This is a genomic window from Micromonospora sp. WMMD987, assembly GCF_029581435.1.
Classification (GTDB): domain Bacteria; phylum Actinomycetota; class Actinomycetes; order Mycobacteriales; family Micromonosporaceae; genus Micromonospora; species Micromonospora rifamycinica.
The window spans coordinates 6,515,199-6,528,301 of record NZ_CP120861.1 but is presented as its reverse complement, the minus strand read 5'-3'; the positions used below and the strand labels follow the sequence as shown (position 1 = coordinate 6,528,301).

The window sequence follows — 13,103 nt, the reverse complement described above, 5'->3', positions numbered from 1 at the left end:
CCCTGGTGAGGTGACGCTACGCTTGTATGACACCGCCACCCGATCGGTGCGGGACTTCGTCCCGCGGGAAGCCGGCAAGGTGGGGATCTACCTGTGTGGTCTCACCCTCCAGGCGCCGCCACATATCGGCCATCTTCGCTCCGGGGTCAACTACGACGTGTTGCGGCGCTGGCTGTCGGCCGTCGGCTTCGAGGTCACCTTCATCCGTAACGTGACCGACATCGACGACAAGGTGCTGGTCAAGGCGCAGGAGCTGGGTCGCCCGTTCTGGTCGATCGCGTACGCCAACGAGCTGGTGCTGGCCCGGTCCTACCGGGCGTTGAACGTGCTGCCGCCGACCTACGAGCCGAGGGCCACCGGGCACATCCCGGAGATGCACGAGCTGATCGCCCGGCTGATCGAGACCGGTCACGCCTACCCGGCCACCGACGGGTCCGGTGACGTCTACTTCGACGTGGCCTCCTGGCCGGCGTACGGGTCGCTGTCCGGGCAGTCGCCGGACGACATGCAGTCCGCCGGGGACGCCCCCGAGCGGGGCAAGCGGGATCCCCGCGACTTCGCGCTCTGGAAGGGCGTCAAGCCGGACGAGCCGGCGGACGCCTACTGGCCGTCCCCGTGGGGTCGGGGCCGCCCGGGCTGGCACATCGAGTGCTCGGCGATGTGCCTGCGCTACCTCGGCCCGGAGTTCGACATCCACGGCGGCGGGCTCGACCTGACCTTCCCGCACCACGAGAACGAGATCGCCCAGTCGCGGGCCGCCGGGCTGCCGTTCGCCCGCTGGTGGGTGCACCACGGGCTGCTCAGCATCGACGGCACCAAGATGGGCAAGTCGCTGGGCAACGCCCTCGACCTGGGGTACGTCGACTCGCTCGGGGTGCGTCCGGTGGAGCTGCGCTACTACTACGCCGCGGCGCACTACCGGTCCCGGATCGACTACTCGGAGGACGCGCTGCGCGAGGCGGCGGTGGCGTACCGGCGGATCGAGGGGTTCGTCCAGCGGGCCGCCGAGCGGGTCGGCGGCGGGCAGCTCGGGGAGTTGCCGACCGCGTTCGTCGCCGCGATGGACGACGACCTCAACACCTCCGCCGCGCTGGCCGTCCTCCAGGGCATCCTGCGGGACGGCAACACGGCCCTGGCCGGCGGCGACGATGTGACCGTCCGCACCACCCTCGCCGCCACCCGGGCGATGCTGGATATCCTCGGGGTGGACCCCCTCGACCCGGCCTGGACCGGTGGTGGTCACGTCGACGACCTGCGCGGCGTGGTGGACTCCCTGGTCGCGTTGGCCCTGGAGCAGCGCGCGCAGGCCCGCAGCCGCCGGGACTGGGCCGCCGCGGACGCCGTACGCGACCAGCTCAAGCAGGCCGGTGTCGTGGTCGAGGACACCCCCCAGGGCCCCCGTTGGACTATTGGAGAGCAGGACTGATGGCCGGCAACTCGCAGCGCCGTGGCCGGCGACTGACGTCGAAGGCAGGTGCCCCCAAGGGCTCCGGCGGCAAGAACCGGGACTCCCTCGCGGGTCGGGGCAAGACCCTGCCCGCCGACGAGCGGCCCTGGCACAAGGCGTACTCGGGCACCGAGAAGCTGCCCCAGCGCACCGCCTGGAAGCAGGACAAGGAACGCCGGGCGGCGGCCGAGGAGGGCCGGGCTCCCAAGATCGGCCAGCCGGGCACCAAGGACACCACCTGGGGCCGGGGCACCCGGGGTGCGGCCCCCGTCCGGGCCGGCGGCGGTGGCCGGGGTGGCGCGGGCGGCCGGGCCGGTGCGAATGCCGGCCGGGGTGGTCCCCGGGTCGCTCCGGGGCGCAAGTCCAACCCGTCCCGGGACACCCCGGAGCTGCTGGTCGGCCGGAACCCGGTGCTGGAGGCGCTGCGTGCCCAGGTGCCGGCGACCGCGCTCTACACCGCGCAGGGCATCGACGCCGACGACCGGATCAACGAGATCACCCGGACGGCCGCCGACCGGGGCATCGCCATCCTGGAGGTCAGCCGGGCCGAGTTGGACCGGATGACCGGCGGCGTGCTGCACCAGGGCGTCGGCCTCCAGGTGCCGCCGTTCGCCTACCAGCCCTTCGAGGACCTGCTGGCCGCCGCGTCGGAGCACACGGCCCCGCTGCTGGTCGCGCTGGACGGCGTCACCGACCCGCGCAACCTGGGCGCGGTGATCCGCTCGGCTGCCGCGTTCGGCGCGCAGGGTGTGTTCGTACCGGAGCGCAGGGCCGCCGGGATCACCGCGACCGCCTGGCGGACCAGCGCCGGTGCGGCGGCGCGGGTGCCGGTCGCCCAGGTCACCAACCTGACCCGGTCGCTCAAGGCGTGTCAGGACGCCGGCTTCATGGTGGTCGGCCTGGACGCCGACGGCGACACCGACCTGTACGACCTGGAGGCGGCCGTCGGTCCGCTGGTCGTGGTGGTCGGCTCCGAGGGGCGCGGGCTGTCCCGGCTGGTCGGGGAGACCTGCGACCTGACCGTGAGCATCCCGATGATCTCGGAGGTGGAGTCGCTGAACGCCAGCGTGGCCGCCGCGGTCACCCTCGCCGAGGTGGCCCGCCGCCGCGCCGCGGCGGGCTGACCGGCCCGCGCGGTCGACGACGAAGCCGAAAGGGGCGGTCCGCCGAAGCGGACCGCCCCTTTGCGGACGGGTGGATCAGATCCGGTGACCGGTGGCCGCGTTGAACACGTGGCTGCGGCCGGCGCGCGGCTTGACGAACACGGTGTCACCCATGTTCGGCATGTTCCGCCGGTCGGTGCGGACCACGAAACGCTCCTCGTGGCCGTCCAGCGCGGCGTGCCCGTAGACGTTGGCGTCCGAGCCGAGGTCCTCGACCAGTTCGACCACGACCGGCATGCCGCCCTCGGTGGGGCTGACCAGGTCGCAGTCCTCCGGGCGGAAGCCCACGGTGACCCGGTTGTCGCCACCCTCGCTGCGGGCCGCCTCGACCTGCTCGCGGGTCAGCGGGATGTGCATCTCGGCGAAGGCCGCCCCCCGCTCGTTCAGCGGGACGGTCTTGATGTTCATGGCGGGGGAGCCCATGAAGCCGGCGACGAACACGTTGGCCGGGGTGTCGTAGAGCGCCCGCGGGGTGTCCACCTGCTGGAGGACGCCGTCGAGCATGACCGCCACCCGGTGACCCATGGTCATGGCCTCGACCTGGTCGTGGGTGACGTAGACCGTGGTGATGCCGAGCTTCGCCTGGAGGGAGGCGATCTGGGTACGGGTCTGCACGCGGAGCTTGGCGTCGAGGTTCGACAGCGGCTCGTCCATGAGGAAGACCTGCGGCTCGCGGACGATCGCCCGCCCCATCGCGACCCGCTGGCGCTGACCACCGGAGAGCGCCTTCGGCTTGCGGCTGAGGTACTCCTCCAGCTGGAGCAGACCGGCCGCCTCCTTGACCCGCCGGTCGATCTCGGCCTTGGGGGTCTTGCGCAGCTTGAGGGCGAACGCCATGTTCTCGTACACCGACATGTGCGGGTAGAGGGCGTAGTTCTGGAAGACCATCGCGATGTCGCGGGCCTTCGGCGGGAGGTGGGTGACGTCCCGGTCGTCGATGTAGATCGCGCCGTCGTCGACGTCCTCCAGGCCGGCGAGCATCCGGAGGCTGGTGGACTTGCCGCAGCCCGACGGGCCGACCAGGACGAGGAACTCCCCGTCGCCGATCTGGAGGTCGAGCTGGTTGACCGCGGGGCGCTCGGTGCCCGGATATATCCGGGAGGCCTTCGCGTACGTGACCGTAGCCATGGTGGTGCGCTTCCTTTCACCGGCAGGAACGTGCCGGACGATCCGAGTGAAGGAGCTGTCGACGCCTTCGGCGTCGACCCACGGACCGCATCCGGGGACGGCCGTTGCCGACCCGGGTGTCATCCGTGTCACTGCACGGTAAACGGGATTTCCACCACTGCCAAGGTGGGATGCACCGAATGGGACGGACGGCATACGCATTTCGGTCAGGCGGGCACGGCCGGGCATCAATCCCCTCGGCTGAGGGGGGTCCGGCTCACCGATTCGTCGGTGGTGCGGGCGTGAAATTGACGTTTTCCATGCTCGGGGCCCCTGCCGGCCGGGATTTCCCGACGTCAGTCGCTATGCTGACCTCGCACCACGCGCCCCTGTAGCTCAGCTGGCCAGAGCACTCGCCTTGTAAGCGAGATGTCGCCGGTTCGATCCCGGCCGGGGGCTCCAGTTCCACGGCACGGCCGCCACTGGCGTTGCCGCATGTCGATGCGTCGACGGCGGCCGGGCGTACGGCTTGCGCCGCCGCACCCCGGGCCGCCCGCGGCGTGCGTGACCGAATGGTTACTTCCGGTACACGAATCGAGCTGGTTGAGTGGGAGGCCCACCCCACTGACGGAACAGGCTTCCCCATGATCCCCGTTGCCCCGCGTCGAGTCCGGGTCGGTCTCACCGCCGGCCTGCTGGCGGCGACGCTGATCGCGCCCGGCGTCGCCATGGCCGCGCCGAGGACGGACAGCGTCCCGGCCTGCCTGATGCGTCCACTGCCCCTGCCGGCCGGTGGCCCCCTGGCCTGGGACGCGATGTTCGTCGATCCGGCGGGCCGGTTCACCGTCGGCACCGGCAGGCGAGCCACCGACCAGGGGCAGGAGTCACTGCTGCTGCGCTGGGACGGCCCACGCGTCACCGTGTTGACGAGATCACCCGGCCTGCTGGTGGCGGTCAACCGGCACGGCGTCCTGATCGGCGACAACAGCACCGCCAGCGGCAACCGGCCGTGGCGCTACCGGGACGGCGTGGTGGAGTGGCTGCCCCTGCCGCCGGACGGCATCGGCGGCTACGTCACGGCCATCAACAGCCGAGGGGACATCGTCGGCGCCGGCGGGCTGCTGGAGGAACCGGTGACCCTGCTCTGGCCGGTCGACCGGCCGGGCACCGTCGAGGTGATCGAGCCCGCCGGCATCCCGGTGGCGATCCTCGACGACGGCACCATCGTCGGCGAGGTCCCCGCAGAGGAGGACCGTTCGTCGCACGACGCCGGGGTACGCGGTGCCGGCGGGCGTCAGGTCGCCCCGCCGCCCGTCGCCTGGGTGCGTCGGCCCGACGGGCGGGTGGACCGGCTCACCGCTCCCGGAGCCGTGAAGTCGACCGTGCGCGGGGCCCGGGGAAACTGGGCGGTCGGCCAGGTCGCCGGCACGGCGGACGGTGAGTACCGACAGATGGTGCGCTGGGACCTCCGCACCGGCGTGGCGACCCCGGTCAGGCCGGGTCTGGAGTACATGACGGACGTCAACGCCGCCGGCAGCCTGCTCGCCGGCCCGGTGGTCGATCACCTGGACCACCGGGTTCCGTTGCGCGGTGCCACCGCGGACCCGGTGACCCGCGTCGCCAGCGGGGCCATCGCCGACAACGGCCTCGTCGTCGGCATAGCCGCCGGCCCGGAGGTCTCCTTCCCGGTCCGGTGGAGCGGCTGCTGAGCGTCGGCGGATCCCGCGGCCACCTCTACCGGTCGCGGGGCTCCCCGGTGCGGTCCGGCTCGGTAACCTGACCGGCGCGGCGGCAGGACGACGGGTGGGGGCCGATGAGTCGTGCGGTGGAGCAGTCGAACCGGGCCATGTTGCGCGCCCGGGACGCGATGGACCGGGCCTACGCCGAGCCGTTGGACATCCCGGCGTTGGCCCGGATCGCGCTGGTCTCCGAGGCGCACTTCATCCGTACCTTCCGGGCGACCTTCGGCGAGACGCCGCACCGCTACCTGCAACGACGTCGGGTGGAGCGGGCGATGTCGATGCTGGTGGAGACCGACCGGGACGTCACCGGGATCTGTTTCGCCGTCGGGTTCAGCAGTCTCGGCTCGTTCAGCCGTACCTTCCGGCAGATCGTCGGCGAGTCGCCCAGCGGGTACCGCAGCCGCCGGTCGGCCGGTGACCCGTCGGTGCCGAGCTGCTTCGCCAAGGCCTGGAGAAGACCCAGCAGTTTTGGATAAGCGGCAGGTCAGCGGCCTGGCATAGCGTTCGTGGCATGACGATGAACGCGATCACCCGCTCCCAGCTCTACGTCCTCGACCAGGACGAGGCGCTCGACTTCTACGTCGGCAAGCTGGGTTTCGAGGTCACCACCGACCAGGACCTGGGCTTCATGCGGTGGCTGACGGTCAACGTGCCCGGCGACCCGGGGCGCGAGGTGCTGCTGGAGAAGCCCGGCCCGCCGGCCCTGGATCCGGCGACCGCCGAGCAGGTCCGGGAGCTGCTGACCAAGGGTGCGATCGGCGGCTGGCTGAGCATCACCACCGACGACGCCCGCAAGACGTACGAGGATCTCCTCGGCAAGGGGGTCGACATCACCGACGAGCCGACCGAGCGCCCGTACGGCATCGACTTCGGCATCCGCGACCCGTTCGGCAACCGGATCCGGATCGGCCAGATGTTCCCCCGGGACTGACCGCGTCGCCGTCGTCCCGGGGGCCTGGTCTGGTCGCCGGGCTATCGTCGCCCGGTGACCACACCGAGCTTCCCCGACCTGCCGACGTGCGAGTTCGCCTTTCCCGGGCCGTTACGCGACCGGCTCGTGGCCGCCGTGCTCAGCGGGGCGAAGACCGCCACCACCGGCCTGCTCCGGGACTACGAGCGTGCCGGTGAGCCGCTGCCGGAGGTGGGTGACCGGAGCGTGGTGGTCGACTCCGCCGACCGTCCGGTCGGGGTGATCGAGGTGACCGGGGTCCGGGTGGTCCGGCTCGGTGACGTCGACCTCGACCATGCCCGGGACGAGGGGGAGGGGTACGACTCGGTGGCGGCCTGGCGGGCCGGGCACGAGGAGTACTGGCACGGGCCGGACTACCTCGGCTGGGTCGACGACCCCGGGTTCCGGGTGGACGACGACACGCTCGCCGTCACCGAGCGCTTCCGTCTGGTCGGGTGAGGATGCGGGACACGGCGGTCAGCCGGCGGGCCGTTCCAGCTCGTCCCGGATGGTGAGGAAGTCCTCCTTGCGGTCGGGTTGTCTGGTCGCGGTGAGGAAGACCACCACGCCGGCTACCTCCGGGTCGGCCCAGGCGCAGGCGGTGAGGTGACCCTCGTCCGCGGTGCGTCCCCGCCCGCACCGGGCCTCGCCGCCGAACCGGCCGAACTCCACCGTCCTCGGCTTGGGGATCCGGTACGGCTTGAGTAGCCGGTCCAGGGTGGCCTGCGGATCGGCGACCGTGCCCGAGACGGCGCTCACAATGATCGTCTCGACCGTGGGGCGGCTGTGCCCGTACGTCGCCTCGACGGTGCTGGTGGCGGGGGTGGCCTCCCGGGTCAGCTCGTTGAGCCGGAACCGGGGCAGCCCGGCCGGCAGGCGGGCACCCGAGCGGGGGAGCGTCAGCAGGGTGTCCGGGGTCCGCAGCGTACGGGCCGGCGGGGACGGGACGGGGGCCGCCGGCCGTTCGTCGTCGATCGCCGCGCAGCCGGTGGCCAGGACGGTGGCGACCATCGCCGACAGCACACCGGCCAGGCTGACCGGGCGGTGCGGACCGGCGGATCGACTGTTCGGCACGACGCTCCTCGCGGGAATCGGAGCGGGTAGGTTATCCGATCGCCGTCGCCCCGAGGTCCACCGCCGGCCGCCGCCGCTCTCCGCCGGTCGTGGCCCTGCCCGTCGCCGGCCGCCCGCTCTCTGTCGGTCCCGTCGGCCGGCTGCCTGCTCTCGGCCGGTGGCCGGCTGCCCGCCGGCTGTCGTCGCTCTCAGCCGGTCGTGGTGGCCCTCAGCAGGAGGGTGGCCAGGTCGCGCGCGGCGGCCGGCGGCGGCGGGCCGCCCGGGCAGTCGGTCCAGTCGACGCTGTGGGCGCCGATGGTGAGCCGGTAGGCGAAGGTGTCGGCGCACCGGGCGTCGGGCGGGCTGTCGCCCTCCCGGGTGGCCGGGCCGGCGAGGGTCCGGAGCCGGTCGAGTTGCGTCGGCTCCAGCCGGCCGCTGCGCGTCGTGCCGGCCCGGTCGGTCGTGGTCCAGTGACCGTCGGGTCCGACGGTCACCGTGTCGCGGGTGCCGGCGAAACCCCCGGAACGGGTCAGGGTGACCGTCGCGGCGGCGGGGGCGGGTGCCGCGGCGGTGGGGGTGGTGCCGTCCGCGGTCGGGCCACCGGCGGTGGGGGCGGTGCCGCCGCCCGGGGTGGGGGTGCCGGTGCCGGCTGTGCCGGTGGTCGCGGCCGGTCCAGGCGCAGGTGAGCCCGGGTCTTCGGCTGAGCAGCCGGTCAGCAGACCGACGGCGACGACGATCGTGACGAAGATCGGGTTCAGGGCTCTCATCCCTCTGGGACGCGTATCGACGCCGTTCGGTTCCCTCAGTAGCACCCATCCCCCGTTCGGGCAGTGTCGTGTCATGGAACCGCTCCACCCCTTCTCTTTTCTTCGATGTATCGCTATATCTACATGCGTGACCACCCCCGTCACATCTTTCCCTTGCCAGGAGGGCACGTGAAAAGACCCCTCGCCGCCGTCAGCGCAGCTCTGCTCACCAGCGGATTGCTGACCTGCGTCACCACCGCAGCGCAGGCGGCTCCGGCCGCCCCTGCCCCCGACACCGCCCCTGCCGCCCGTGCCGAGAGCCTGCTGCGGAGCAACCCCGGTGCCGTGCAGGGCGCCAGCGGAGAGGCCTACCAGGCCGTCCGTACCAAGGTCGACGCCAACGGTGCGGCGCACACCCGCTACACCCGTACCTACCAGGGGCTGCGGGTGTACGGCGGTGACTTCGTCATCCACACCGCGCCCAACGGCACCCTCGCCGGCACCTCCGTCGGCCTGGCCGCCCCGCTGACCCTCGGCACCACCGCCAAGATCAGCCCGGCGGCGGCCGCCGCGACGGCCCGCAAGGCGTTCTCCGGCAAGATCACCGAGGTGGGTACGCCGGAACTCTTCGTCGACGCCACCTCCGGCAAGGGGCGGCTCGCCTGGGAGACCGTGCTGTCCGGTTGGAAGCCCGACCAGCAGACCCCGTCGAAGCTGCACGTGATCACCGACGCCGCCACCGGCCGCGTCATCGGCGCGCACGACGAGATCGAGTCGGTGGTCGGCAGCGGCCAGGGCATCTACACCGGCTCGGTCAGCATCGACACCACGCTCTCCGGCAGCACCTACCAGATGATCGACCCGTCGCACGGCAACGGCCGTACCTGCGACATGAACAACGGCACCAGCACCTGCACCACGTTCACCGACGCCGACAACGCCTGGGGCGACGGCACCAACGCCAACCGGCAGTCCGCCGGCGTCGACGCCCACTTCGGCGCGGCCAAGACGTTCGACTACTTCAAGAACGTGCACGGCCGCAACGGCATCTTCGGCAACGGCGCGGGCGTGCCGAGCCGGGTCCACTACGGCCGCAACTACATCAACGCCTTCTGGGACGGCGCCCAGATGACCTACGGCGACGGCGCCAGCAACTCCCGGCCGTTGGTCTCCCTCGACGTGGCCGGCCACGAGATGAGCCACGGTGTCACCGAGGCCGTCTCCGGCCTGGTCTACTCCGGCGAGTCGGGCGGCCTCAACGAGGCCACCAGCGACATCTTCGGCAACATGGTCGAGTTCTACGCCGCCGCGCCGAGCGACCCGGGCGACTACCAGGTCGGCGAGAAGATCAACATCAACGGCAACGGCACCCCGCTGCGCTACATGTACAACCCGTCGCTGGACGGCTCGTCCGACTCGTGCTGGAGCACCAGCACCAAGAACAAGGACGTGCACTACTCCTCCGGTGTCGGCAACCACTTCTTCTTCAACCTCGCCGAGGGCACCGGCGCCACGTCGTACGGCACCTCGCCGGTCTGCGGCTCCGCCCCGGCGGTCACCGGTATCGGCCGGGAGAAGGCCGAGAAGATCTGGTTCCGCGCCCTGGACGTGTACTTCACCTCCAACACGTCGTACGTCAACACCAGCACCCCGGCCAACACCGCCCGGGCGTACAGCCTCAAGGCGGCGACCGACCTGTACGGCAGCTGCTCCACCGAGTACAAGGCCGTCCAGGCGGCGTGGACCGCGGTCAACGTGGCCGGCAGCGACGCCCCCTGCTCCTCGACCGGTAACGACTTCTCCGTCTCGCTCTCCCCGACCTCCGGTTCGGTGACCGCGGGCGGTTCGGTCGCCACCACCGTCGCCACCGCGACCACCAGCGGCACCGCGCAGACCGTGACGTTCTCCGCGTCCGGCCTGCCGACCGGCGCGACCGCGACGTTCAGCCCGGCCTCGGTGACCTCGGGCGCGTCGTCGACCCTGACCATCGCCACCTCGGCCAGCACCCCGGCCGGCAGCTACCCGGTGACGGTCACCGGCACCGGTGCGGTGGCCCACTCGGCCAGCTACACGCTGGTCGTGAGCAGCGTAGGTGGCACCTGCACCGCCGGCCAGAAGCTGGGCAACCCCGGCTTCGAGTCCGGCAACACGGTCTGGGCGGCCAGCACGGGCGTCATCGGGCAGAACGGCGCCAGCCAGCCCACCCACGGTGGCACCTGGAACGCCTGGCTGGGCGGCACCGGTGGCACCCTGACCGAGACGCTCTCCCAGACGGTGAGCCTGCCGGCCGGCTGCTCGACGTACAACTTCAGCTTCTGGCTGCACATCGACACGCGGGAGGTCAGCACCACGACCGCGTACGACAAGCTCACCGTGCAGGTGCTCAACTCCTCCGGCACCGTGCTGGCGACCCTGGCGACCTACTCGAACCTGAACAAGGCCACCGGGTACACCCAGCGCTCCTTCTCGCTGGCCGCGTACGCCGGCCAGAGCGTGACCCTGAAGTTCACCGGCACCGAGGACGCCTCGCTGCGGACGTCCTTCGTGGTCGACGACACCGCGCTCGACGTCTCCTGACCTGACCCCTGCGTCGGCGGCCCGGCGGCCACCCCTCGTGGGTGGTCGCCGGGCCGCGCCGTTATGGTCGCCGCACCGACGCGGGCACGTGCCGGTGGCGGCGCGACGAGAGGGGTGGTGGCGGTGTCGGACGCGGAGTTGACCGTCGAGGTGACCGGCGCGGTGGCGACGGTGACGATCCGGAACCCGGCCCGGCGCAACGCGATGACCCCGGCCATGTGGCGACGGTTGCCGGTGCTGCTGGACGGACTGGAGGCCGATCCAGCCGTCCGTGCCCTGGTGCTGACCGGTGCCGACGGGGCGTTCTGCGCCGGTGCCGACCTCGGTGACCTGGACGAGTTGCTGGAAGCCGGTGACGCGAGCGTCGCGGTCGCCGCCGAGGAACGGCTGGCCGCCTTCGCCAAGCCCACCGTCGCGGCGGTCGACGGACCCAGCGTCGGCGGTGGTTGCCTGCTCGCGGTCGCCTGCGACCTGCGGATCGTCGCGCCGAACGCCCGGTTCGGGGTGCCGCCGGCCCGCCTCGGCCTGGTCTACCCGGCACCCTCCACCCGGCGGTTGGTCCGTCTCGTCGGCCCGTCCACGGCCAAGTTCCTGCTCTTCACCGCCGAGTTGATCGACGCCGACCGGGCGCTGCGGGTCGGCCTGGCCGACGAGGTGGCCGAGGACCTGACCGGCCGGGTCGCCGCGCTGACCGCCGCCATCGCGGCCCGCTCCCAGCTCACCGTCGCCGCCGCCAAGGAGATCGTCGACGACCGGGCCGGCCCCGCCCGGATCGCCTGGTGGCACCGCAAGGCGCGGGACAGCGGTGAGGCCCGCGAGGGCGTCGCGGCCCACCACGAACGCCGTCCCCCCGCCTTCCCCTGGTCCCCGTCCGCCCCTCAATAACCACCCCCCACCGACCCCACCCCACATTTCGGCTGCCTCACATTCCTCCTGCCCCGCTCCACCCTCCCGCCGGTTCCCGCCCTCGCCGCCCTCCCGCTCCCCTTGGCGATCTTGGTGGCAAATGGCCCCCCTGGGGGCCGAAATCTTCCAAGATCTACCCGGGGTCGGGGCCGGGGCCGGGAGCCGGGGCCGGGGGCGGGGGCCGGGGCGCCGGCGGAGGCAGGACCGGGGCAGGACCGGGGCGGGGGCAGGGGCGGGGTGGGGGCCGCGAACTGCCGCTCTGGCGCAGGTGGGCCGGAACTGCCGCTCCGGCGCAGGTGCTGCTGGGCTGCCGCTCTGGCGCGGGTGGGCTGCTGGGCTGCGGCTCTGGCGGTGGTGCCGGGTGGATCGCGCCGGGTTACCGGCGGACCGACCAGACGGTGACGTCGACCGAGGCCGGCGTCGCCTGGTAGCGGTTGTGGTCGATCCGGACGTAGTTGACCACCGTCGGGTCGCCCGGGTCGGGCTGGCAGTAGGTGACCGGGGTGGGTTCGAGCTGTTCGAGGTCGATGCTCGGATACCGCTGCGCCTTCGGGTTCCGGCAGCCCTCGTAGCTGAGATCGGTCGGGTCGTCGGTCCAGTCGTAGAGGGCGAGCTGGTGGTGCTGCGCCTGGAAGATCAGGGTGCCCGCGCCGGTGCCCCTGGCCAGCCGGGGCTTCGGCAGGAAGTAGACCGCGTCGTCGGCGTGCAGGGTCCAGTGCGGTGCGCCCGCCGGCGGCACCCAGTCCGGCCCGACCGGCCCCCTGGTCGGCGTCGGTCCGGCCGTGGGGGTGGGCACGGGGCCGGTCGTCGGCCCGTCCGGACCGGGGGCCGGGGTCGCCGGAGGAGTGGTGGGCGTCGCGCCGGACGGTTCGGTGGTGGGTGTCGATCCGGCCGGGGTCGACGTGCCGCCGGGGTCGGCCGACGCGGCGTCGACGGAGGTGGTGGGGGAGGAGCCCCGCGCGTCCGGCGTGCGGTCCGTGGGCCAGGAGAGCACGGTCACCGTACCGACGATCACCAGCAGCAGGACCGCGATGCCGGCCGGCAGCCACCAGCGTCGCCAGTGGCGGCGCGGCCCGGGGGTCGCCCCGGTGCCGGCGGCTGCGGGTGGTGCGTCGGGTGCGGCCGGGGTCGCCCCCGGCGGCAGGGCGGCGTCCGTCGCCGCCCGGGACAGCCGTGGGTCGATCGCGCTGAACAGGGACAGCAGCCCGAGCGCGCTCGCGGCGAAGACGCCGGCCAGGCCCACCAGGGCGTTGGCCTTGTCGACCCCGAGCCGCCAGGCCAGCACCGCCACCCCGATGGCGGCCACGGCGAGCAACGTGTAGGCCTTTCGCGGTCCCGTCATGCGCATCATGGTGGCCGGGGGCGGTGGGACGCGGTGTCGGGTAGGCGACCCGGCCCGGCCGCCGCGCGACA

At 72.6% G+C, this 13,103-nt stretch carries 12 protein-coding genes and 1 tRNA gene; 9 read left to right on the top strand and 4 right to left on the bottom strand.

From position 1 onward, the window contains the following. Positions 1-10 precede the first annotated feature (10 nt). Both cysS and rlmB read left to right on the top strand, forming a co-directional pair. Entirely contained in the window at positions 11-1,426 is a 1,416-nt protein-coding gene (cysS, locus tag O7612_RS27840; protein WP_282268778.1) for a cysteine--tRNA ligase, read from the top strand. Further along, positions 1,426-2,571, top strand: coding sequence for a 23S rRNA (guanosine(2251)-2'-O)-methyltransferase RlmB (rlmB, locus tag O7612_RS27835; RefSeq protein ID WP_282268777.1), 1,146 nt, complete (start codon positions 1,426-1,428; stop codon positions 2,569-2,571). Before cysS ends, rlmB begins: the two co-directional genes overlap by 1 nt. 75 nt (positions 2,572-2,646) lie before the next feature. Here rlmB and ugpC read toward each other — a convergent pair whose 3' ends face one another. Then, entirely contained in the window at positions 2,647-3,738 is a 1,092-nt protein-coding gene (gene ugpC, locus O7612_RS27830; protein ID WP_282268776.1) for a sn-glycerol-3-phosphate ABC transporter ATP-binding protein UgpC, read from the bottom strand. A 364-nt stretch (positions 3,739-4,102) separates the two neighbouring features. On the opposite strand from ugpC, the gene O7612_RS27825 reads away from it, so the two are divergent. From O7612_RS27825 to O7612_RS27805, 5 genes are all read left to right on the top strand, one after another. Beyond that, positions 4,103-4,179: transfer RNA gene (locus tag O7612_RS27825), tRNA-Thr, on the top strand. Positions 4,180-4,361: 182 nt separating this feature from the next. Next, complete coding sequence (locus O7612_RS27820) at positions 4,362-5,426, top strand: hypothetical protein (protein ID WP_282268775.1); 1,065 nt, start codon at positions 4,362-4,364, stop codon at positions 5,424-5,426. A 104-nt stretch (positions 5,427-5,530) separates the two neighbouring features. After that, entirely contained in the window at positions 5,531-5,935 is a 405-nt protein-coding gene (locus tag O7612_RS27815; protein WP_282268772.1) for an AraC family transcriptional regulator, read from the top strand. Positions 5,936-5,970: 35 nt separating this feature from the next. Then, positions 5,971-6,390, top strand: a complete 420-nt coding sequence (locus O7612_RS27810) for a VOC family protein (RefSeq protein ID WP_282268771.1) — start codon at positions 5,971-5,973, stop codon at positions 6,388-6,390. Positions 6,391-6,444: 54 nt separating this feature from the next. Further along, entirely contained in the window at positions 6,445-6,867 is a 423-nt protein-coding gene (locus O7612_RS27805; RefSeq protein WP_282268769.1) for an ASCH domain-containing protein, read from the top strand. 18 nt (positions 6,868-6,885) lie between these two features. Here O7612_RS27805 and O7612_RS27800 read toward each other — a convergent pair whose 3' ends face one another. Together O7612_RS27800 and O7612_RS27795 are read right to left on the bottom strand one after the other, a co-directional pair. Then, complete coding sequence (locus O7612_RS27800) at positions 6,886-7,482, bottom strand: hypothetical protein (protein WP_282268767.1); 597 nt, start codon at positions 7,480-7,482, stop codon at positions 6,886-6,888. A 188-nt stretch (positions 7,483-7,670) separates the two neighbouring features. Further along, a complete protein-coding gene (locus O7612_RS27795; protein ID WP_282268765.1) occupies positions 7,671-8,228 on the bottom strand; it encodes a hypothetical protein in 558 nt (185 codons plus the stop codon). Between the two features lie 168 nt (positions 8,229-8,396). Here O7612_RS27795 and O7612_RS27790 point away from each other — a divergent pair, with 168 nt between their 5' ends. Together O7612_RS27790 and O7612_RS27785 are read left to right on the top strand one after the other, a co-directional pair. Next, positions 8,397-10,784, top strand: a complete 2,388-nt coding sequence (locus O7612_RS27790; protein WP_282268763.1) for a M4 family metallopeptidase — start codon at positions 8,397-8,399, stop codon at positions 10,782-10,784. A gap of 117 nt (positions 10,785-10,901) precedes the next feature. Next, on the top strand, positions 10,902-11,669 hold the full coding sequence (locus O7612_RS27785) for an enoyl-CoA hydratase/isomerase family protein (RefSeq protein ID WP_282268761.1): 768 nt from the start codon (positions 10,902-10,904) through the stop codon (positions 11,667-11,669). A gap of 397 nt (positions 11,670-12,066) precedes the next feature. Here O7612_RS27785 and O7612_RS27780 read toward each other — a convergent pair whose 3' ends face one another. Then, a complete protein-coding gene (locus O7612_RS27780; RefSeq protein WP_282268760.1) occupies positions 12,067-13,032 on the bottom strand; it encodes a hypothetical protein in 966 nt (321 codons plus the stop codon). Positions 13,033-13,103 lie beyond the last annotated feature (71 nt).